Below are 22995 nucleotides of genomic sequence, written 5' to 3'. Positions count from 1 at the left end.
AATACGATTTGCGGGAAGCTATTCAAATATGTCTACCAATTCGTTATTGAAGATCGACGGACTCGACGTCACGCTGCCTACCCCCGGCGGGCCGCTGCACGCAGTCCGCGGCATGACTCTCTCGTTGGGGCGTGGCGAGGCATTGGGTATCGTAGGCGAGTCCGGCTCGGGTAAGTCAATGACGGCACTGGCGCTGATGCGTCTGCTGCCTGACGGGGCCGAGCTGCGTGCTCGGTCCATCCGTTATCGGGAAGACGATCTTACTGCGCTGTCTGATGCACGTTTTGCCGCGACTGTGGCAGGCCGCCGCATTGCGATGATTTTTCAAGAGCCCATGACGTCGCTCAACCCTGTTTATACGATTGAACGGCAGATGACCGAACTGATGGTTCGCGACGGCAGCAGCCCGTCTCAGGCACGTGAGCGGGCACTATATCTGTTGGACCGTGTCAAGGTGCCCGATCCGGTCCAACGTCTGCGCAGCTATCCGCATCAATTGTCGGGTGGCCAGCGCCAGCGTGTGATGATTGCCATGGCGCTAATGACTGAGCCGCAGTTGTTGATCGCTGACGAGCCTACTACCGCATTGGATGTGACTGTACAGGCGCAAATTCTGGATTTGCTGGCAGAGCTGCGTCAGGACCTCGGCATGGCGATGATCCTGATTACGCACGATCTGGCCGTGGTGGCCAACGCGGTGGATCGAGTCATGGTCATGTATGGCGGGCAGCCGCTGGAGTCGGGGCCGACTCGCGCCGTGCTGAGCGACCCGCGTCATCCCTATACGCGCGGGTTGTTGGGTTGCACACCCGGAAAAGGTGCACGAGGCGCCCGGTTGAACGCCATACCCGGTATTGTCCCTTCGTTGATCGGGCCCCAGCAGGGTTGCATCTTTGCGCCGCGCTGTGCCTATGCGAGCGCCTCGTGTCGCGTTGCAGACATTGTGCCCGCGAAACGGCAAGACGACGGCTGGTACCGCTGTCTGCATCCACGGGGACTGGATGCGCCACAGGATGATCGCAGCACGGCATCTACGTCGTCTCGCTTGCCGAATGATGAGCGCCTCACATCGTCTCCCGTCTCAGCCGCCGAACCAACCTATGTGTTGGCGGCGCAGGACGTCGTGCGCACATTCAGTCAACGCAAGGGACTATTCGGTCAGCCATTTACTGTGCGTGCGGTCGATCACGCATCGCTGGTGGTGGGGCGAGGCGAGACGCTGGCCGTGGTGGGGGAATCTGGGTCCGGCAAGAGCACATTGGCTCGCATCCTGTTGGGCCTGGATGAGCCGGATCAGGGGCGCATCATGCTGGGCGGGCATGAGATCGGAACTCTATCGCCACAGGCTCGCGCGCGTTTGGTACAGCCCGTGTTCCAGGATCCCTATTCTTCTCTGAATCCACGCCGGTCGGTGGGAGATATCGTTGCCCGTCCTTTGGCTTTGCACGGCGAGATCGGTGCGGCCCAGCGGCGTACAGAAGTCATACGGATTTTGGAGCGTGTCGGCCTGCCGCAGCGTGTGATCAATAGTTTTCCTGGGCAGTTATCAGGCGGACAGCGGCAGCGTGTGGCGATTGCCCGTGCGCTTATCCTGAGGCCGCAACTGCTGCTGTGCGATGAGCCGACCTCGGCGTTGGACGTATCGGTGCAAGCGCAAATACTCAACCTGCTGCAGGATCTGCAAGAGGAGTTTGGATTATCCATGTTGTTCATTACTCATGATATCGGGGTCGTACGCCAGATTGCCGACCGGGTAGTCGTGATGCGTGCTGGCCGCATTGTGGAGGAGGGAGCGGCAGGCACCGTGTTGACCCGGCCGTCACACGAGTACACGTCATTGTTACTGGATTCAGTGCCGTCACTTGAACGTGCTTTTGCAGGGGCTGCAGCATGAGCGCCACACGTACGACAGATGGGCAGGGATCGGCTCTCTCGCTTGGCAATGACAACGGGACACAGCAATCGGGGCGTACGGCGAGCCGTGAGGCTCTACCCGATTCCGTCACCGACCTGTTTTCCACCGAGCAGACATGGCAAACCTGGCTGGACATCGAAGCCGCGCTGGCGCTGTCCCAGGCCAGTCTGGGTTTAATTCCAGCAGCGCATGCACAGCGTATTGCAGCACATGCGACCTTGCAGCATCTCGATTTGCCCGCATTACGCGCGGACATACAGCGCACTATGGCGCCAGTGTTATCGGTCGTGCATGCACTGGCTCACGCGTGCGGAGATGAGGCAGGCGGCTACGTGCACTGGGGTGGAACTACCCAGAATATTATCCTGGGTGGGCGAGTGCTTCAGATGCGGCGTGTGCATCGCCTGTTGCTGGCCCGCATCGGACGCGTCTTGGAAACCCTGGCGACGCTGGCCGAGGCCAGTTCTGGTGCAGTGATGGCGGGCCGTACCAATCGCAAACACGCATTGCCGATCACCTTTGGATTCAAGGTCGCGAGTTGGATTGAGGAGCTGACGCGTTGCGTACAACGGTTGCGTCAGGTGGAGCCCCGCACGTTTTCGCTGGTATTCGGTGGCGCCATCGGCGCTATGCATACGTTCGGGCCTGACGGCATGCTGTTGGCTAATGTGATGGCCAAACGCCTTGAACTGGGTAGTCCGTTAGTGCACTCGCGTGCCATGCTGGATCCCTTTTGCGAATATGTGCTGGTCCTGTCGCTGTTTGCCATGACGTGCTCGCGTATCGGCAATGAACTTTACACCCTGATGGCCGATGAAATCGGCGAAGTAGCCGAGTCATTGCCTGAAGGGGTGGTCGGCAGCAGCACGATGCCGCATAAGGATAACCCCAAGCACGTGGTCAGTTTGATCGCCCGTGCAGCGCGATTGCGTGCATTGGCTGCTCCAGCGCTTGAGGCTGGGCAGCCCAGCCATGAAGGTGACTCTGCCACGAATCAGCAGTTGTATGGCCTGATCGACGAGGCGTGTCCACTGGCGTATGACGTGGCGGTAAGACTGGACGATCTGTTGGCACTGATTCGTTTCGATGCGACACGCATGCTTGAAAACTTGGCGCGTTCGGCGGATGTGATTGCTTCTGAACATCTGATGATGGTGTTGGCGAGGACGTTAGGCCGTCAAGATGCCCATGATCGTGTACATGCGGCGATCCGGCAGGCACGTCGCCAGGGGTGTTCGCTGGCGGATGTGCTAATGAAGCAATCGGACGTGGCGGCGCACTATACGCGAGAGCAAATTGCGCAGGCGCTGGACCCTGCGCAATATACCGGCAATAGCCGCGATATTGCGCTGCGGTCGGCGACGCTGGCGCGTGACGTGGCGGCAGAGATTCACGCCAGCGGACTTGGATCGCACAGCTAGGCAGGTCCGCCCGGTTTCAACAGTCTAAAGCTGGGCGCCGCCTCGGCGTCTTCGCGGCATAGCCGGCGGACATAGGCACGCAGACAATCGAGAAATAAATCGACCAAGGGCGGCCGGCCCGAGGGAGGAAAAATGCAGGCATAAGTGACCCAGCGCTCAGGTGTGATGGGCCGGAAAACGACACTGTCTGTTGGCAGCAGGCGCGCACAAGTGCGATCCATGATGGAGATTCCGTTGTTGTCGCGCACCAGTTGCTGGACCATGAGCGTGGAGGTGGTCTCGATGGCGATACGTGGCGTGGCGCCGACCGTAGCGTAGATTTCGTCCAGACGCCGACGCCACAGCTGGTGAGGTTGTAGCGATACGATGGGTTGGTCCAGCAGATCTTCGGCGCGGATGGCATCGTGCGTGGCCAAGGCATGATGGCGTGGCAGCAAGGCCTCCATACGTACTTGCAGCACAGGTTCGACCTGTAACTCGACGATGGCGTTGCTGATGGGCAGCGAAATCAATCCCAGGTTGTAGCGGCGCCGCGCGACTTTGTTTTCGATTTCGAAGCGGCCCTCAATGTGGATGCGGCAATCGAAATCGGGGTCTTGGCGCCGCATATCGCTGATGGCAGGTGATACCAGGCAAGTCCCTAGCGGGACCGAAGTCACCAATGTGAATTTCTCGCGATTCTTGCTGCGTATGTCTTCTGCAATGCGCGGGATTTCGTCCACGCCCATCAGTATCTGCTCGGCCTCCTGGAAGAACAGCTCTCCTTCCGGAGTCAAAAGCAATCGGCGACGCGCCCGCGTGAACAGCCTGAGGTTGATTTCGTCTTCCAGCAGGGAAATCAGGCGGCTGGCCGCGGATTGACTCAAGTGCAGACGCTCCGCAGCCGAGGCCAAAGAGCCATGCAGCACGATCAGCCGAAACAGACGCAACGATTTCAGATTCATGGCGTGGATGGGAAGTCGGGATGCTATTTCATTATTTCGAAGACATCATTACTTAATTCGAATAATCGGTTCATTCAAGAGCGATAGGATGCCAGAAGACTTCGGATACATCCATAAAAAAGAACGCGGAGGCGACGCCGCCCCACGATTACAGGAGACAAACTTGAAACGATCCCTCGTCGCAGCATTGGCCATATTGGCCGCCACTGGTGCTGGCGCCGCGCGCGCAGACCTCGCATCGGGTGCAGGCGAATATGAGTTCCGTAATACGGATACTGGGCAGCCGGTCCATGTGTACTACTTCAAGCCCGAGGGCTATAGCGCCGATACGCCGGTGGTAGTGCTGCTGCATGGCATCAAGCGTAATGCGCAGACATATCGCGATGGCTGGATCGACATCGCACGTCAACGCAAACTGATGGTGCTGGCGCCGCTGTTTACCCGCGAGACCTATCCCGGAGCCAATGGTTATAACCTCGGCAACGTATTTCACGCAGTATCGCACCCTGAGATCACTGGCAAGGCCAAGCCTGCCGAGAGGAATCCGCCAGCGCGATGGAGTTTTGCCCTGCCTGATGCAGTGTTCACCGACTTTGCTCGGCGTGAATCTACCGCGCAAGCAGGCTACACGCTATACGGCCATGGCGCCGGCGCGCAATTTGCACACCGCTATGCATTATTTCGGCCGAAAAGTCTGGCCTGCCGCATCATCGCCGCCAATCCGGGTTGGTACACCTATCCTGATGCCAGTGCCGATTGGCCCTATGGACTGCGCGATGTGACCGGCGTGGACGGCCAGCAGGTGGATGCCTATCTGGGTGCACCGCTGTTGTTGATGTTGGGCGATGCCGATGTGCATCAGGCAGGAGTGATGCGTAAGACTGATGACGCACAGGCGCAAGGTCCGAATCGCAAGGCGCGTGGCGAGCGTTTCTATGCGCACGCACAACAACTGGCGAAACAGCACGGCACGGCGTTTACCTGGCAGTTGCAGCATGTCACCGAGGCAGGACACAGCAACGATCAGATGGCCGCTGCGGCAGCCGCGCGCGTTGCTGCTTGTCCCATGCGCTAGAGCTTTATCTACGAACGATTTCGTCGCGGCCATGTTGGCCGTGGCCGGGTGCGCACATGCGCGGCGCCCGAGACGGGGCGGTATTTAATGGAGGAGAAAATAGATGAAAAAAAACGCGATAACTATGCGAGTCCTGGCGTTTGCCACGATCGGGCTGGTTGGCTCGGCGCACGCCGAAAGCAGTGTCACTTTATACGGTCTGGTCGACCTGGGCTATATGTATGACTACGACGAAAGCAAGGGATCGTCGCAGAGTATCGATAGCGGCAACGAATCCGGATCGCGCTGGGGGATTAAGGGAGAGGAAGATCTGGGCAACGGGCTGAAGGCGGTTTTTCAATTGGAAAGCGGTTTCGATGCCGACACCGGTATGGCGGCGCAGTCCGGTCGATTGTTCGGCCGCTGGGCATACATTGGCTTGGCAAGCGATACGTTGGGTGAGGTGCGTCTGGGCCGTCAATGGGTATTGGGCCGTGAATGGGGCGGCGTAGCGACACCATTCACGATTGCCTGGTCGCGCTCGGGGTTGGGCACCACATTTGGCTACAACGATGGCGATTTCGGCGCCAGTGGGATAGCGGACAACATGGTGATGTGGCGTTCGCCCAAGGTACGCGGTTTCGAGGCGGCGGTGGGATATAGCTTCGCCATCAACGGCGACGAGGAGTTCGGCACAGGCAACAACGATCGCATGGTGACAGCTGGTGTGCGCTACAGCCGCGGACCGTTGCGCGCCGCGCTGACGTACGAACATTCGTATGCGGATCAACGCCGGTCCGCCAGCAACGCCAGTAATTGGCAGCTCGGGGCGTCGTACAATTTTGAGGTGATCCGTGTCTACGCCGGAGCCGGGCGCATCAGTGACGCCAACAAAGGTCCTGCCAAGGACTTGGACAAGGATTACGCCTGGACGGCAGGGGTGAGTATCCCCGTGGGACCAGGGTCGCTGCTGGCGTCCTGGCAGCAGACGACGAACTCGAAGATAAAGGGGTACGCGGTCGGTTACCAGTATGATTTGTCCAAACGCACAGATCTGTATGTGTTTTACAACCACAGCGAAACGCGCGATATGAAGACGAGCGAGGATAACGAGCGGCGACAGGCCAGCGTGGGTATCAGGCATCGTTTTTAGTGAGCGCGATTTCCTGATATCGGAGTGTCGCACATGCTACGCAATGCCTTGTTGATATCAACAGTTCTTTGGTTCGGCGTCGGTCACTGCGCTGGCGTGCCGCAAGCCGATCTTACGATAACGGTCGACAAAGATTTGCTCAAGTACGGTGGCGTGGTGACCGTCTATCCGATTCCTGTTTCTGCCAAGACCTGGGCAGACATCGCGGGCGAGGATGCACAGACTGCTATTCGCCTCGATAGCCGATATACCAAGGTGCAATTACGATACCCCCAAGGAGGGAAGTTTTCGTATCGGTTCCGGCCTGTGGATGGAACCCCTCATGCCAACGCGCATGCCACGCAGGTGCTGAGCATCATTGGGGTAGACCAGGACGATCGAGGCCCACCCATGACGGAGGGTTTTAAAAACGCCTATTCGTCTGGTGGCCGAATCATCCGTGTGCCGCCGATGGCGGAGCTCGCCGGAGGCGATGACGCCACGAAGACGAACGCTCGGTGGGGGGTGACGGAACGCTATGATGAGCCGCCGCCCGCGGATCAGCGCAGCGCTCGCGCATTGGTTGCGATTGTCGAGTATGTGCCGCAAAAGTTGCCGCTGCAATGTCAGGGTGGCAAGCGCGTACAGGTGTGTACGATTGCTGACGATCAATGGCCCGCTCTCGAGGCGCGTTGGTGGCGTGCAATCGCAGAACAGCGTTTGGAGCGCTTGAGAGACCGCGCGCTGCGCAATTGCTACGACAGTAATCGCAGCCTTTTCGGAGGCGGGACCTGCGTGGCCGATCCAGAATCCGACGAACCTGCCTATTTTTACCGGAAATGAGATTAATCCGGCAGCTGCCCTGCAGCGCTGGCCCCCGACGGGACTGGCGCTGTGACGCGCGTGACCAGCACCTGATCCACGCGATAGGTATCCACGTCCATTACCTCGAACTTGTAGCCTCCCAAGGTCACGACGTCAGTGCGGCGCGGCACACGGCGTAGCGCGTCCATGAGAAAACCGGCGAGGGTTTCGTATTCTTCGCCGTTCAAATGTTCCTCGATGCCTAGTACACGGCCTACATCCTGGATGGGCGTGGCGCCATCGATCAGCCATGAATTGTCATCGCGCTGAATGATGAAGTCTTCGTCCCATGGCGACACCAGTTCACCCATCACGGTGCTCATGACATCGTTGAGCGTGACCAATCCCACTACCAAACTGTATTCATTGACGATCATCGCGAAATCTTCGCCGACCTGACGAAACTGCTCCAGGACCTCGGCCAGCGTGAGCCTGTCCGGCACGACCAGTGCTTTGTGAATGAGTTTGCTGTCGGTCAGGGAGATCGATTGTCCGTTCAGCAATCGCTGGTACAGGTCGCGCGTGTCCACATAGCCCACGACGTGATCGATATCGCCGCGGCAGACCGGATACGTGGAAAAGGGCTCTTCGGCGATGCGAGCGCGGATGATGTCCTCGGGCGCGTCCTGCTCGAACCATGCAATGCGGTCACGTTGCGTCATGGCGCTGGAGACCGTGCGGGTGTCCAGTTCAAAGATGTTTTCAATGATACGTTGCTCGCCGCGCGCCAGCACGCCCGAGCGTGTGCCGGCCTCGGCCAGTGCCAGAATGTCATCCGAGGTGATGCGTTCGTCACGGCGCGTCGGCAACCGCAGCAAACGCATCAGTTGATCGGCGCTACGCGAATAGACCCAGACCAGCGGCGAAAAAATCCGTACCAGCATGCGCATAGGCCCGATCACACGCAAGGCAAAGCGCTCGGGTTCGGCCATGCCCGCCTGTTTGGGAATGAGATCGGTCAGGATGATGAACAGCGATGTCACCAGCACGAACGAGCCGATAAAACCCAGTGATGCGGCCATTTCCGGCGGCAGCCATTGGCTGAGAAAACGCGAGAAAGTGGGGCTGAAGATGCCTTCGCCCACAATACCACCCAGTATCGCCAATGCGTTGACGCCGATTTGAATTGCCGTGAAGTAATGGCCCGGCTGTTGCTGCACACGTAGAACCTCCTCGGCCCGCGGGTTGCCGTCTTCGGCAAGTTGTCGCAGGCGCAGGCGGCGCGAAGCAGCGATGGAGATCTCGGCAATAGAGAAAAAAGCCGACGCGATCAGCAGCGCGAGTAGCAGCAACAGATTCTGGCCTAGGGTCATCTACGAGAGACAGGGCGGCTTGAGCCCTCAAAATGGGACACACCTTGATTCTACCTTGTGCCTCCCACGCGCTTCATGACCTCGATGCTGATGACGGGAATCGGCAAGCCCGATATCCCGGGCTCGGCGTGACGATTTGATGGTCGAAAACCGATTCGTCGAGCCAATCGGCGGTTTCGTCGAAAAAAAATGGTACGCCGTATCGTTTCTTGTTAGGTTTCGCCGGACCCACCCCTGCCCGGAGAGACTCATGCCGTACCCGCTCGCACGCAAACGCCGCCAATTGATGCGCAAAACGCTATTGACCGTGAGCCTGAGCATGGTCTTCGGACCGCTGGCGGCCCGGGCCGATGACATGGTGTGCAGTTCGGACGCGGCGTGCATCGAGCTGGATCAGGGCGCAGTCCTCGACGACAAAGAGGGCTTGGCCTACCGCGGGGACGACGGGTCACACGATGGCGATAGATCCGGAAAGAACGGCGCCAGACTCGAATTGCTGGACCATGGCGCCAATTTCAACCTGGATCCCGTGGTCGGTGGAACTGCGCTGTCCAACGTGCCGGGCGCCATGTATCTCATCTCGCAGGGTGGCGATGGGCATGACGAGGGTGACGGCGGCCATGGCAATACCGTGCGGCTGGAAAGCGCCGGCAGAGTGCAGATGGTGGTAGGTGACAGCAACGACGGGCTGGGCCAAGTCGACGCCGTTCTGTTTGCCGCCAGCGTTGGCGGCAATGGCGACGGCGAAAAACACGATACCGATGACGATGGCGGAAATAACAATAACAACACCTATGGGGGCGATGGCGGCATGGGGAGCCGGGCCGAGGTTCGCACATACGATACGAGCGAATATCGCGTTGCGGGCGAGATCCGCAGCCATATGTACGGCATCTATGCCACCAGCGAGGGCGGCGACGGCGGCGATCAGAACTCGTCGGTGTTCGGTGACCAGTACGGCGGTACGGGTGGCGATGGAGGCGAAGTCAGCATTACCAACCGGGGCTCGTTCTATTTTTCCGGCGCGGCGCTGGCAGGCAGTGTTGGCGAGAAACTGACAATCCATGACGGCGTCCAGGTAGCGATTCTGCGCGCCGAGTCCAAAGGCGGCGATGGCGGTTATGGCAACGGCAAGGCGGGCGATGGCGGCAACGTGAGCGTCGACCATCAGGCCGGCCTGCTGTCACTCGATGGGGCCACCGGCGACAACGTGTCGATATATGGCGTCCGTGCCACATCCGAAGGCGCGGAGGGCTATGGCTCGGAAGATAATTCGAATCAGGGCGGTTCAGGTGGCGACGGTGGCCGGGTTGATGTCACGGTTGCCAGCGATATCAGCATCGACGTGCCTGTCGCATCGGGCGCCATCGTCCAAGCCGTATCCGAAGGCGGTAAAGGCGGGGAGGCACCGAAGAAAGATCATAGCGGCGGAGAGGGCGGCGACGCGGGCAACGTGACGGTGACGTTGGCGCCAGGTGCGGCACCCTACGTGCTGCGTACTACGGCTGACGGTATGGTCGGCATACAAGCCCAATCGAAAGGGGGCTTCGGTGGTGACGGTGAGGACTCTCTCGCACTGGCCGGCAAGCCGGGCGGCGCCGGGTTCGGCGGAGATGCCGGTCGCGTGACGGTGAATGTTGATTCGGGGGCCTCGATCGAAACCACGGGCACTCACGGAACAGGTGTCGTGGCTTGGTCCGTGGGTGGAGGGGGCGGCACGGGCGGCGATTTCTACGCCATTCTGGGCGGCTCCGGCGGCAAGGGCGGTGATGGCGGCCTTTCTGGAGACGTGAGCGTCTACAACGCCGGGAATATTCGCACGGACGGTGACTGGGCCTTTGGCATCGATGCGCAATCGAATGCGGGTGGCGGCGGTGCAGGCGGTATCAGCACCGGCATCATCGCCAGTGTCGGCGGCGATGGCGGCGTGGGCGGTCAGGCGGGTACGGTGGTGACCAGTAATGCTGGCGACATCACGACCGCAGGGTACGGAGCCATCGGGATCAGTGCGCAAGCCATCGGAGGCGGCGGCGGCAATGCCGGCGTCTCGTTCGGACTGGTGTCGGTCGGAGGCACCCCGGGCGAGGCCTCGGGTGATGCGAATGGCGGCACGGTGTACATGTCGAATGCGGGATCGATCGTTACTGTGGGCGACGCTGCGCCAGGCATGAGCGGACAGTCGATTGGTGGCGGTGGCGGTAATGCCAGCGGCAATGTCGGCATTATCACCATCGGCGGCGTTGGCGAGGCCGCCGGTGACGGCGGTGAGGTCCATATCGACGGCGGCGAATCGGGCTCCACAGGGCAACTGGGGACGATCTGGACCCAGGGCGATTTCTCTTACGGGGTGATCGCGCAGTCGATCGGTGGCGGCGGCGGCAACGGCGGCAACAACTTGAATTTTGGCGTCACCGGCTCGTTGGGGGTCGGCGGGGCAGGCGATTCAGGCGGTGACGGGGGCAGGATCAATTTTTCTGGCACGAGTCCGGCCTCGATCACCACATCAGGCGAGAATGCACACGGCATCCTCGCGCAATCGATCGGCGGTGGCGGCGGTGCTGGCGGCGACATCTTGCATGAAGGGTTCGATTTTTTCTCCCTGTTGGTAGGCGGGCGCGCGGGTGATGGCGGGGATGCCGGCGACATCGGCTTTTCCTGGGAAAACCTCGCCGTGGACACGTCCGGCAGCGCTGCACGCGGCGTAACGCTGCAGTCCATTGGCGGCGGGGGCGGCACGGGCGGCGGCATCCGCACCGCCAACTTCGCCATCGAGGGGCAACTCGTCATTGGCGTGGGCGGCAATGGTGGGGACGGTGGCGACGGCGGCAAAGTCGAGGCCCGAATAGGCAACTCTTCCATCACGACGCGTGGCCCGGGCGGTGAGACGGACGGCAACAAGGTGTCCGATTCCACGGCGATTTCCCTGCAGTCGATCGGCGGCGGCGGCGGCTCCGGCGGCAGTGTGACGGATCACAGTCTGGTGATTGGCATTATCTTCACAGAGGTCGGCACTGCTGTGAGCTGGGACAACCTGATCATGGTGGGGGGACACGGCGGCAAGGGAGGCGATGGCGGCGATATTGCGCTGGATGTCTGGGATTCCTCTGTCAGCACGCAGGGCGAATTTTCAAACGCTATCTTGACCCAGTCAATCGGCGGCGGTGGGGGCGATGGAGGGTCTGCGCACGCCTTTTCGTTTGATCCTGTGATCGGCCTGGAAAGTATCAACATCCAGGCTGAAGCCGTCGTGGGTGGTCAATGCCGCGATGCCAACGAGACTTGCGTGGGAGGTGACGGCAAGGATGTGAGCGTCAATCTGGGCGACTGGGATGGTGTGGGTCAAACGGTCGTGCAGACCGATGGAGATTATTCCAACGGCGTGCTGGCACAGTCCATTGGCGGCGGCGGCGGTGATGGCGGCTCGGCCAATGCGTATTCTTTCGATACCGAGACGGGTGTGGCGTTCAGCGTCAACTCGCTGATCTCCGTGGGCGGCAAAGGGGGAACCGGGGGCGAGGCCGGCGACGTCTACGTGAACACGGATGACAGCGTGCTGATTGCCACCCATGGCTCCGGTGCGCGTGGCATCGTCGCGCAAAGCGTGGGCGGTGGCGGTGGCACTGGCCAGGGCACCGATGTCTATCTGAGCGTGGACGGTCAACTCTCCAAAGAATTGCCGGGCGGCGTGGCCCTCGATGTCGGCGTTGGCATGAGCGGCGGCGAGGGGGGCAAGGGGGCGGCGGTCACCGTGAACAACGCGGGCGATATTTACACAGATGGCCGCGACAGTGATGGCGTGCTGGTGCAGTCCGTTGGTGGCGGAGGCGGTGTCGGCGGAACGATGGGGGCCGATGATGGCGACATCCTGGATGCCGTGTTCAATCTGTACAAGGCCCACCAGGACAGCGACATCGTCGTCGCCAATGGCACGCTTGCCGTGAAGGTCGGCGGCACGGGGGGCAAGGGCGGTGATGGCGGGGCGTCCAGCCTGAATCAAGATGGTGGCGTCTACACATCCGGTGATTATGCGGACGGCCTCGTGGTGCAATCGATCGGCGGTGGCGGCGGCATCGGCGGTGCGAGCATTGCTTCGACTTACGAGAACTGGCTGGACGTGAATATTTCCGTAGGCGGTCAGGGCGGCATAGGCGGCCAAGGCGGTCAGGCCCAGGTGGCCTTGGGGGCGAGCGCGGACATCGGCACGCAGGGCTACGGCGCCTACGGGGTGCTGGCGCAATCCATCGGTGGCGGAGGCGGCCAAGGCGGCACCGGCACACTGGCGACCAAGGGGCGGATCATCATCGGCGCCGGTGCCGGCGGAGGCGGCGGTGACGGTAATAACGGCAGCGAGGTGGGCTTTACCTCGACTAGTAGCAACGCAATCCAGACCTACGGCGACACCGCGCATGCCGTGGCTCTGCAATCCATAGGTGGTGGCGGCGGGGCGGGCGGACTGACCATGGGGTCCGGCGGCACACCGTTCGGCGCCTCGCTAGTCCTCACGTTATCGGTCGGGGGCATGGGCGGCAACGGCGGCGATGGCGGCAACGTGAATGCTTGCACAGGGAACGATTGTGCCGTTGTCAACATTCTGACCGGCGGCGATATGGCGACTGGCCTGGTGGCCCAGTCGGTAGGCGGTGGTGGCGGTATTGGCTCGATGGGCGATCCAGATGAAGAGAACACACACACGCTCAAGCTGGATCTCGGCTTGACGCTGGGCGGTGCGGGGGGNGACGGCGGCAATGGCGGCGCCGTCGCCGTCCAGGGTGACTACAACATCGTTACCGGTGGCGCTTTCTCGCACGGTATCGCGGCGCAATCGATTGGCGGTGGTGGCGGGATGGCTGCGGTGACGGACCCGTTGGGTACGTTGCAGCCCACTTACGAAGAAGGCCAGGCCGGGATCGGCGTGCGGGCTTCGCTAGGCAGCCTGGCTGACGGCGCAGGGGGTGACGGTGGCGCCGTGTATGTGTCGGCTAATGGCACGCTCCAGACCTGGGGAGATGGCTCGCACGCCATGGTGGCTCAATCGGTCGGCGGTGGTGGCGGTATGGCGGGCAGTGTGATCAATAGCGATACGCCTGCCCCCAGCGATCTGCTTATCGAGCGGTCGCTCGTGCTGGGCGCCGATGGCAGCGCCACAGGTGCTCCCACGGGCGGTACCGGAGGCGAGGTCACGCTGGAGACAGGCGCCACTATCGAAACGTATGGCCGCGGCTCGGTTGGCGTCATTGCACAGTCCGTGGGCGGAGGCGGAGGCATTGCCAGCGTTAGCCAAGCCGTTGATCCGGGCCAGGTACGCCTGGGCGGAGGCGAGGGCACCTGGGGCGATGGCGGCGAGGTGTCAGTGACGTTGTCCGGTGGTGAAATCAACACCCATGGCACGGGCGCGCACGGTGTCGTGGCGCAATCGGTCGGCGGTGGCGGCGGCATCGGCGGCGACTTGGGGCAGGCCCTATCGGTGGACGGTGCGGCGTGGGCTGGCAACGGCGCCCAAGTGACCGGCAGCGGCGGCAAAGTCGGCGTGTCGGTGCAGAATCGGGTCTTTACGAACGGCAACAACGCCCATGGCGTAGTTGCCCAATCCATCGGTGGCGGCGGCGGATTGGCCGGTTCCGCGCAGGGCGGCTTTGCCGGCAGCGTGAGCGCCGCCATGGACAATGCCGATAATCGGGCCAGCGAGGTCGACGTGAACGTCAGCGGTATGGTTGGCGCGAGCGGAGACGGCAGCTCGGGTGTCTTTGCGCAGAGCGAAGGCGCATCCCGGCAAGGCGGAACGGTCACCGTCACGGTCGACGGCAGCGTCGCGGGCGGTTCGGGCAATGGTGCCGGTGTCTGGATCAGCAGCAACTCGACCGACCGGAGTTCCCTGGTCATCAACAGCGCTGGCCAGGTATCCGCACTATCCGGCACAGCCGTGCGTTATGACGGCGAAGCCGGTCTTGCCATCCAGAACAGCGGCCTGTTGTCGGGTAGCGTGTATTGCAGCACGGCGGGAACGTGTGACCTCGCCAACGCGCCGGCCGGCAAAATGTCGGCAGCGACTGTCTATCAAGCCAACGTGACGAATGCAGGCCAATTGATTGTGAATCCGCCTGCTGATTTGTCCGCCCGCTTGACCGCAGCTAACGACACGCCGGCCGGTTCGTTCGGCCGCCTGATCGTGGCCGGCAATTACACACAAGTCAGTTCAGGCGTACTGGTGTCCTCGGTCGATTTTGCCAACATGCGTGCGACGAGCATGACCGTGCAAGGCAATGCGACATTGGATGGAAGGGTTGAACTCAGCGCTGTCAGTCTGCTGCCCGGACGCGAGCTGACGCTGCTTGACGTGCAGGGCAGTTCGACCGGTACGCTGCAGGCCAGTGACACACCGATTTTTGATTTTGATGTGCGGCGAGTGGGCCAGCAGCAGCGCGTCAGCGTCAAGGGCGCCGATTTCAATGCTGCGAGCCAGGGGCTGGCCCGCAATCAGCGTGCGGTTGCCGGTCACCTGCAAGACATCTGGGATCGTGGCGGCAATGCCGAGATGGCGCCACTGTTCGCTGTGTTGAACACCGCATCGAGTTACGGGGCAGGGACCTATCGGGACCAACTGGAGGGTTTGTCGCCGGGCGTGGCCTTGGCGCCAGCTGTGCAGATGATGGCAGGCATGTCGAACTTCGCCAGTTCAATGATGTCGTGCCGCGATATGGAGCGCACAGGGACGGACGGGCGCGAACAGGATTGTTTCTGGGGCCAGGTCTCCCGGCGCAGCGCAGACCAGGATGAGGCCGAAGGCACATCGGGATATTCGTTCGACAGCAATACTTACCAAGTCGGCGGGCAGCACGAATTCCGCCCGGGCTGGTTCATCGGCGGATCGATGGCTTATCAGAACAACAGTTTGCGTGCCGACAATGGCCGCACGGGCGGCAGCGGGGATGCGGGCTACGCTGGCGTTGTGCTCAAGCACCAGGATGGACCGTGGGTATATGCAGCCGCCATCAGCGGTGGCTATGGGTCGTACGATCTGGATCGCACCATCGGCATCGACGGCTATGACCGCGAAGCGAGCAGCAGCCCCGATGTCTACAGTGCCGGCATGCGTCTGCGTGTGTCACGCCATATCGGGGTCTCTGAGCAGTTTTATCTCAAGCCCTATGTGGACCTGGATGCGCTCTATGCTCGTATGCCCAGCTACACCGAGTCAGGTGGGCCCTTGAGTCTGCATGTGGATAGCAGTGATCAGTTTGTCGTAGGTTTGTCGCCGATGCTGGAAATCGGTGGGCGAGTCGATCTGCCACAGGGCGCCACCATGCGGCCCTATGCCTACGCAGGTGCGTCATTCCTCAGCGATGACTCATGGGATGCCCAGGCGCGCTTCAAAGGCGCTCCGGCAGGCAGCGACGGGTTTACGACCTCGCTGCCTGGCGACAATGTGATCGGACGTTTTGGCGTGGGGCTGCAGGTCAACAACCAGTCGGGGCTGGATTTCCGGCTGCAGTATGACGGCGAAGTGTCCAGCAAGACCACTAGCCATGCCGGACAACTCAAGGTGATGTATCGGTTCTGACGCCGCGCTAGCCGGTCGCCCCGTGGCGCTTTGCAATACTGCGGTGGATAATGTGCGGGCCATGAATCCATGTGTCTTCGACGTGTGCCAGGCGGTGTTCCTCCATGCCTTGCACGAGCTGCTGCGTCGAGACATCGATGTCGTCGGTAATGGGCTTCGGATCGATACCGATACCGAGCACCAGCAAGGCCATGACACCGAGCAGCGCGAATTCTCGGCGGCTCAGATCCTGGAGTGCGGCTACGCGGGCGTTAGTCACGACACCGAAAATTACGCGCTTGTACATCCAGAGCGTATAGGCCGCGCTCAGGATCAAAGTCAGCGCAGCGATCGCACCAATCCAGAAATTGGCTTTGATCGCCGCCATCAGGACCAGGAACTCGCCGACAAAACCTGAGGTGCCAGGCATGCCGATGTTGGCCATCGCGAACAACATTGCGAATACCGCGAACTTTGGCATGGTCTGCACTACACCGCCATAGGCGTCGATCGTCGCACTGTGCGTGCGATCGTAGAGCATGCCTGTACACAGCAGCATGGCGCCCGAGACGATACCGTACGAAATCATTTGCATGACTGCACCAGCCGTGCCCATATCGGAAAACATGAACAGGCCGAGCGTGACCAGACCCATGTGGGACACCGTCGAATAGGCCAGCAGCCTGCGCAGATCAGTTTGCATGAGCGCGACGATACTGGCGTAGACCACGGCGATCAGCGAAAGCACGATCATCATTGGCGCCAGATAATGACTGGCATCCGGCAGCAGCGGCAGATTAAAGCGCATCAGGCCATAACCGCCCATCTTGAGCATGCCCAGCATGACAGCAGCGCCGGTCGGACCATCGAGGTGAACATTGGGCAGCCAGGTATGCACCGGCCACATAGGTACCTTGACCGAGAACGCACCTAGAAAACCGATGAACAGCGCGATCTGCACGCTAAACGGCAGCTGCAGTGCATGCCAGCGGGTCAGGTCGAAACTGTGCGCTTCGAAATAAAGGTAAAGCACCGACACCAGCATCATCAACGAGCCGGTGAACGAGAAGAAGAAAAACTTGATCGCAGCGTGATTGCGATTCTGGCGTCCGTAGACCCCGATCAGCAGGTACAAGGGTAACAGCGTCGCTTCGAAAAACACAAAGAACAGCAAACCGTCCTGTGCCGAGAACACGCCTTGCATCAGGCCCGAGAGCACCAGGAAACTACCGTAATAAGCGCCCATGCGCGTATTGATCGTGCGCCAGGATGCGAGCACCACCACGATCGTCGTCAGCGCCGTGAGTGTGATCATCCATAGCGAGATGCCGTCAACACCCACATGCCACGCAGCATCAAATGATGGGATCCAGCGTGCATACTCGACGAACTGCAAGCCTGGTACCGAGCCTTGGAAGCCGTGTACGAGAGGGATGGCAGGGAGTGCGCTGATCAAAGCGGCAATCAGCGATAGCCAGCGGACAGCATTCGGATGCCGGTCGTTGCCAAGCGCCATGACAAGCGCGCCGGCCACGATGGGCACCCATATCAATAACGACAGGGTGGGAAACATTTAAGCGGACGTATCCTTGTGTGCTGCACAAAAATGGGGAAAAAATCTCCTCATTGACGCGACCAAGAACGAATCATGCCTGTGCGATCCAGAATGCCTGGACCGTGGGAAACCATTGTGAATAAATGATTACAGGAAAAATGCCAGATGTGGCGGCGCCAACAATGACAGAAAAAATCCGTGGTTGAGGGACTTTTTTGCACCGCAGCGAATGGTACAGGGATTTTCTTTCAACGGCCTGACTACGCCCGTGTTGATCGACGTGACGAGTCATCGCCTATAAACGGCCGTCAACTGCCCGAGGCTGGAAAGTGTTTGTCGAAAAGCACCTTCATTGCGCCGATGAAGTCGTTGACCACCTTGGACCGCGGCTGATGTGATGGCAGGACCATCGAGAACGTATAGTAAATATCCGGAACGAGCGGGCGGCAGACGATACGCGGGTCCCGCAGTTGGGTGGCAGTGAAGGGATCCGAGATAGTAATACCCAGCCCGGACGCGACGAGGCTGCAGGCCGAGTGCGCGAACGTCGTTTCCATGACATGCCGGCATCGTACTCCTGCCGAAGCCATCGCCATATCGACACGTAGACGAAGCGGGCTATTCGAATGCAGCGAGATCAATGGCTGGTCGTGCAGATCCGTGATGCGCACGGCTTTCTTCCGAGCAAGCACATGACCTCGGGGGAGTACGCAGACTGCTGCAACCGAGGCTTGCTGGAATGCATCGACGCCCGGGTACTCCGTGCCCATGAAGCCGATATAGCCAACGTCGACTTGATTTGCTGTCACTAATTCCAGCACGTCCTGTGATGGGCAGACATCCATGGAGACGGACACTTTTGGGTGCGCTTGCGAGAATGCCTGAATACCCTCGCTCATGAATCCCAATCCCAATGCGCTGATGGTGGCGATGCGCAGGTTGCCGACCCGCGCCGCCTTGAGATCAAGCGCAACGCGTTCGATCGACTCCATGCCCTGATAAAAACGCTCTACCTCCCGGAAAAGCCGCCGGGCTTCTGCTCCTGGGATGAGGCGGTTGCCTTCACGCCGGAACAACCGGATGGACAGCGCTGTTTCCAAGTCCCTGATCAATCGGCTGACGGCGGGTTGGCTGATTTCCAGCAGTTCCGCCGCGAGCGTCATGCTGCCTGCAGACATGACTTTACGGAAGGCTTCGAGCTGTCTTGGATTGAGTGACATAGGTGAATGGGCCACCGGTATCTAAAGCAGATGAGAACGGCTTCAGCACTTTGAAAAGGACGCCACGGATGAAGAGCCTTGCCTGGGAAAGCATAACATTTAATTATGTGCGTCCAATGATTTGTGCAGTTGTTTATGAATGGCAGGCGCGCCAAGATTCACACATCGACGTTCATTGAATCGGAAAAGGCATGGTTCGGATAGGTATTGATGTGGGTGGCACGTTCACGGATTTCGTGATGGCCGATAGCGAGACGGGGTCATTGTGTTATTTCAAAGTGCCATCGTCTCCTGCGGATCCGTCGATAGCGATTGCGCAGGGCGCACGCGAAATGCTGGAGCGCTTTTCAGTTGAGCCACGCGATGTCGCGTATTTCGGGCATGGCACTACGGTGGCGACCAATATGGTGATTGAACGCCGGGGCGTAACAACCGGCTTGGTGACAACCAAAGGTTTTCGCGATGTCCTGGCAATCGGGCGCCAGACGCGCCCCGCGCTATACGACCATGCTGTTCACAAGCCTGAACCGCTCGTTCAGCGGCGTCATCGTGTGGAGGTAGACGAGCGCCTTGCCGCCAGCGGTGATCTGCTGCGGGAGCTGGATGAGGAGTTATTGGCTGAGCAGGTCAGAAAATTAGTAGCCGATGGCGTGCAATCCATTGCGGTGGCGTTTCTCCACTCCTACCGCAATCCCGTTCATGAAGAGCAAGCGCGTCGCGTGATCCAGCAGGTGGCGCCGCAGCTGCACGTCAGCATCTCTTATGAAGTGTTGCCTGAATTCCGGGAGTTTGAACGAACGTCGACGACCGTGCTCAATGCATACGTTGCACCTCGCATGCAAACTTACCTGGATCGTTTACGCACTCGACTTAACGACGTCGGCGTGGGCGTTGAGCCGCTGACATTCCATTCCAACGGCGGTTTGATGCCGTTGAAAACGGTGGAAAATCTGCCGGTCCTCACCTGCCTGTCCGGCCCCGCAGCAGGCGTTGTCGGCTCTACGGTGATTGGCGCGGCCGCGGGAATATCGGAGATCATTACGTTTGACGTTGGGGGCACCAGTACCGACGTGTCGCTCATTACGGGCGGCCATCCCAGTTTCACTTCGGACCGACTGGTAGCTGGGCATCCCGTAAAAATGCCAATGATCGATATCCATGTCGTCGGTGCCGGAGGTGGCAGCATTGCACAACTCGACGATGTCGGGGCTCTGAAAGTCGGCCCCAGGAGCGCTGGTGCGGTGCCTGGACCCGTCGCGTTCGGGAAAGGTGGAGAGGAGGTCACGCTCACGGATGCGAATATCGTCCTGGGCCGGCTCAACCCAGAGCGGTTGCTCGACGGACGTATGACGGTGGATCGAAGTCGGGCGGTAGCTGTCATTGATGAGCGGATTGCACGGCCTTTGGGATTGAGTGTGGAAGAGGCCGCCCATGGGATTTTGAAAATTGCGACGGCAAATATGAGCCGCGCCATCCGCGCCGTCTCGACCGAGCACGGTTACGATCCGGCAGATTTCACGTTGTTCGCATTTGGTGGTGCAGGTCCGCTCCATGCTGTAGAAGTGGCACAGGAGTGTGGGATCGGCCAGGTGTTGGTACCGAAAGAGCCGGGTACGCTGTGTGCACGTGGCATTCTGCTGGCTGATGTCAGCCGCGATTTTGTGCGAACGCAGTTGGTTCCTTTGAACGGAGATACCTGGCTTACTGTGGGACGTGTTTTGCAGGACATGCAACAGGAGGGCGACGCGTGGTTGGCACAGGAGGATGTTCCGCGGGCTAGTCGTCGATTCCATTTCCATATAGACGGCCGTTACCGCGGCCAAACCCACGATATCCGAGTCCTGGTGGACGCCGAGCGTGACGGCAATATGCAAGGGTTCGTCGAGGCATTTCATCAGGCGCATCGCGCTCAGCACGGTCACGACAATCCGGGGCGCGTCATCGAAATCGTCAACTGTCGAGTACAGGCCGTTGGTCTGGTTGCCAAGGACAGTCTATCGAATCCCACACAGCCGGCGACGGCGCCCTCATGGGATCAGCGGCGAGTATATTTTGGCGGCGACACGGGTTGGTTGATGACCACGGTTTATCGGCGTGATTCGTTACCCGCCGGTATGGCATTGGCGGGCCCCGTCATCATTGAGGAGATGAGCTCCACCACGGTCGTGCTCCCTGGTCAATCCGCAGTGATTGACCTGCTCGGAAATATCCTCATTCGAAGCTAGAACGTTATAGGGAGCATATTCATGAGCCAACAACATGCTGTTTCGCCGGAACGGGACTTCGATCCTATTGCTGTCGAGGTATTCACCAACCGTCTCCTTGCCATCACTGAGTCGATGGCGAGCAACATCATGCGCGCTTCGTTCTCGCCGCAGATCAAGGAGCGTAGAGATTTTTCTGTCGGTATGTTCGATCGCTGCGGACGCTTGATCGCGCAGGGCACGCATATCCCCGTGCACCTGGGGTCACTGATGGGATCCGTCGAGGCCGTGCTGGACAGGTGGTCGGTGACCGAAATCCACGAAGGCGACGTGTATGTGTGCAACGACCCCTACGCCGCAGGCGGAACACACCTACCCGATATTTCCATTATTACGCCTGTTTTTGTCGATGGCTTGCTGGCGGCCTTCGCTGCCAATATCGGGCACCACTCCGATGTGGGAGGTGTGGTGCCCGGATCGACATCCGCGAGTGCACGCAGTATCTATGAAGAAGGGCTGCGGATTCCTATCATTCGTGTCGCACGGGCTCATCAGGTCGATGATGATCTTATCGGGATGATCGCGCTGAACTCCCGGCTGCCGGAGGAGCGTGCGCTCGATCTGCGTGTTCAGATCGCCACCAATGAAAAAGGATCGATTGCCGCTCAGACACTGATCCGCCGTATGGGAGGCGTCACCGGCTTCCAGCGCGCCGTGGATGACTTGTTGCTGTATACCCTGCGACGGACCGAGTATCGCATCGCTGCGCTGCCACAAGGCAGCATGGCCTTTACCACCTGGCTCGATGATGATGGCACCGGCCAGGGCGACCGTGTGCCGTTGACCGCTGCGGTCTACAAAGACGGTAAGCAGCTGGTCGTTGATTTGGCGGGCAGCGGCGCGCAATCGCGCGGAGGTCTCAATGTATCGGAAAGCGCGTTGCGTGCGACGGTGTACTACTGCGTAAAGGCGATGCTGGATCCTGATCTCATGGCGAACCGGGGGATGGCCGACGCCATCGTTATCCGGGCACCCGAAGGGTCCATCGTCAATCCCCGATCACCCGCAGCGTGCGGTGCGCGCACGATTACGTGTCAGCGCCTTGCCGGTGCCATCATCGGCGCGTTTCGAGGACTGGTGCCGCGCGAAAGATCGATCGCTTCAAGCATGGATACCATGCCGACGATTTCGTTCTCTGGTGTCCATCCCAATAGCGGTGGCATTTATCTCTGCGGTGAGACGCTCGGCGGTGGAGCGGGGGCCAGCGATACTGCCGACGGCATGGACGGTATCCATGTACATATCACCAACTCCCGCAATTTACCGACGGAGATACTCGAGCATGAATTTCCCTTGCGCGTCGAATATTACGGATTCGCCGTTGACTCTGGTGGTGCCGGCCGTCATCGCGGAGGTCTGGGAATCGTGCGCGAAGTTCGAGCGCTGCAGGATGACACGATTTTCTCGGCACGCTCGGACAGTCATGTACAAGGGGCTGTCGGGGCAGAGGGCGGTTGTGAGGGCGGGCGTGGCACGTTGTTGCGCAACCCTGGCCGGGATAACGAAGAAATCTTGTCGTCCAAGGTGAGGCATCTCGTCCTGGCAAAAGGTGAGACCGTTCGCATTCAGACCCCTGGGGGAGCCGGATTTGGTGATCCCGCATTACGGTCGTACCAAGCCCTGGCCGCTGACCTATTGGACGGTTTGGTCTCTACAGACACCGCGCGTCAACTGTATGGTGAGGATCTGACCAGCAAGGCTTTGGCTTTTCAATAATCACATCTCAAGGGGATGAAATGAAAAAGATCTGTTCAGTCATGTCGCGGTGTGCGACAT

General features: G+C 60.2%; 12 protein-coding genes. 8 read left to right on the top strand and 4 right to left on the bottom strand.

From position 1 onward, the window contains the following. Positions 1 to 28: 28 nt before the first annotated feature. Together ACNA0J_RS11050 and ACNA0J_RS11045 are read left to right on the top strand one after the other, a co-directional pair. A complete protein-coding gene (locus ACNA0J_RS11050; protein WP_415818909.1) occupies positions 29 to 1894 on the top strand; it encodes a dipeptide ABC transporter ATP-binding protein in 1866 nt (621 codons plus the stop codon). Continuing rightward, on the top strand, positions 1891 to 3336 hold the full coding sequence (locus ACNA0J_RS11045) for a lyase family protein (RefSeq protein WP_415818908.1): 1446 nt from the start codon (positions 1891 to 1893) through the stop codon (positions 3334 to 3336). Before ACNA0J_RS11050 ends, ACNA0J_RS11045 begins: the two co-directional genes overlap by 4 nt. On the opposite strand, the gene ACNA0J_RS11040 is transcribed toward ACNA0J_RS11045, so the two are convergent. Then, complete coding sequence (locus tag ACNA0J_RS11040; protein ID WP_415818907.1) at positions 3333 to 4280, bottom strand: LysR family transcriptional regulator; 948 nt, start codon at positions 4278 to 4280, stop codon at positions 3333 to 3335. The two genes, ACNA0J_RS11045 and ACNA0J_RS11040, sit on opposite strands and share 4 nt — an antisense overlap. 163 nt (positions 4281 to 4443) lie before the next feature. Between ACNA0J_RS11040 and ACNA0J_RS11035 the strand changes: the two genes are divergently transcribed. The 3 genes from ACNA0J_RS11035 (at position 4444) to ACNA0J_RS11025 (ending at position 7309) form a co-directional block, all read left to right on the top strand. Beyond that, complete coding sequence (locus ACNA0J_RS11035; protein WP_415818906.1) at positions 4444 to 5355, top strand: alpha/beta fold hydrolase; 912 nt, start codon at positions 4444 to 4446, stop codon at positions 5353 to 5355. A gap of 103 nt (positions 5356 to 5458) precedes the next feature. Then, the gene (locus tag ACNA0J_RS11030; protein ID WP_415818905.1) at positions 5459 to 6487 is read left to right on the top strand and encodes a porin; all 1029 of its coding nucleotides are present in this window, start codon (positions 5459 to 5461) and stop codon (positions 6485 to 6487) included. Between the two features lie 33 nt (positions 6488 to 6520). Continuing rightward, positions 6521 to 7309, top strand: a complete 789-nt coding sequence (locus ACNA0J_RS11025) for a hypothetical protein (RefSeq protein ID WP_415818904.1) — start codon at positions 6521 to 6523, stop codon at positions 7307 to 7309. Positions 7310 to 7311: 2 nt separating this feature from the next. Here the strand turns inward: ACNA0J_RS11025 and paeA are convergent, their stop codons facing one another. Then, entirely contained in the window at positions 7312 to 8643 is a 1332-nt protein-coding gene (gene paeA, locus ACNA0J_RS11020) for a polyamine export protein PaeA (protein ID WP_415818903.1), read from the bottom strand. 4735 nt (positions 8644 to 13378) lie between these two features. Here paeA and ACNA0J_RS11015 point away from each other — a divergent pair. Then, on the top strand, positions 13379 to 16201 hold a 2823-nt coding region (locus tag ACNA0J_RS11015), incomplete at its 5' end, for an autotransporter outer membrane beta-barrel domain-containing protein (protein WP_415818902.1). 7 nt (positions 16202 to 16208) lie between these two features. On the opposite strand, the gene ACNA0J_RS11010 is transcribed toward ACNA0J_RS11015, so the two are convergent. After that, the gene (locus tag ACNA0J_RS11010) at positions 16209 to 17753 is read right to left on the bottom strand and encodes a complex I subunit 4 family protein (RefSeq protein WP_415818901.1); all 1545 of its coding nucleotides are present in this window, start codon (positions 17751 to 17753) and stop codon (positions 16209 to 16211) included. Positions 17754 to 18043: 290 nt separating this feature from the next. Next, complete coding sequence (locus ACNA0J_RS11005) at positions 18044 to 18955, bottom strand: LysR substrate-binding domain-containing protein (protein ID WP_415818951.1); 912 nt, start codon at positions 18953 to 18955, stop codon at positions 18044 to 18046. Between the two features lie 191 nt (positions 18956 to 19146). On the opposite strand from ACNA0J_RS11005, the gene ACNA0J_RS11000 reads away from it, so the two are divergent. Next, complete coding sequence (locus ACNA0J_RS11000) at positions 19147 to 21180, top strand: hydantoinase/oxoprolinase family protein (RefSeq protein WP_415818900.1); 2034 nt, start codon at positions 19147 to 19149, stop codon at positions 21178 to 21180. 21 nt (positions 21181 to 21201) lie between these two features. Then, positions 21202 to 22935: a hydantoinase B/oxoprolinase family protein gene (locus ACNA0J_RS10995; RefSeq protein WP_415818899.1), complete on the top strand. Its 1734-nt coding sequence runs from the start codon at positions 21202 to 21204 to the stop codon at positions 22933 to 22935. Positions 22936 to 22995 lie beyond the last annotated feature (60 nt).

Source organism: Bordetella tumbae (assembly GCF_965139195.1).
Classification (GTDB): domain Bacteria; phylum Pseudomonadota; class Gammaproteobacteria; order Burkholderiales; family Burkholderiaceae_B; genus Bordetella_A; species Bordetella_A tumbae.
This window is presented reverse-complemented; position numbering and strand designations above follow the sequence as displayed.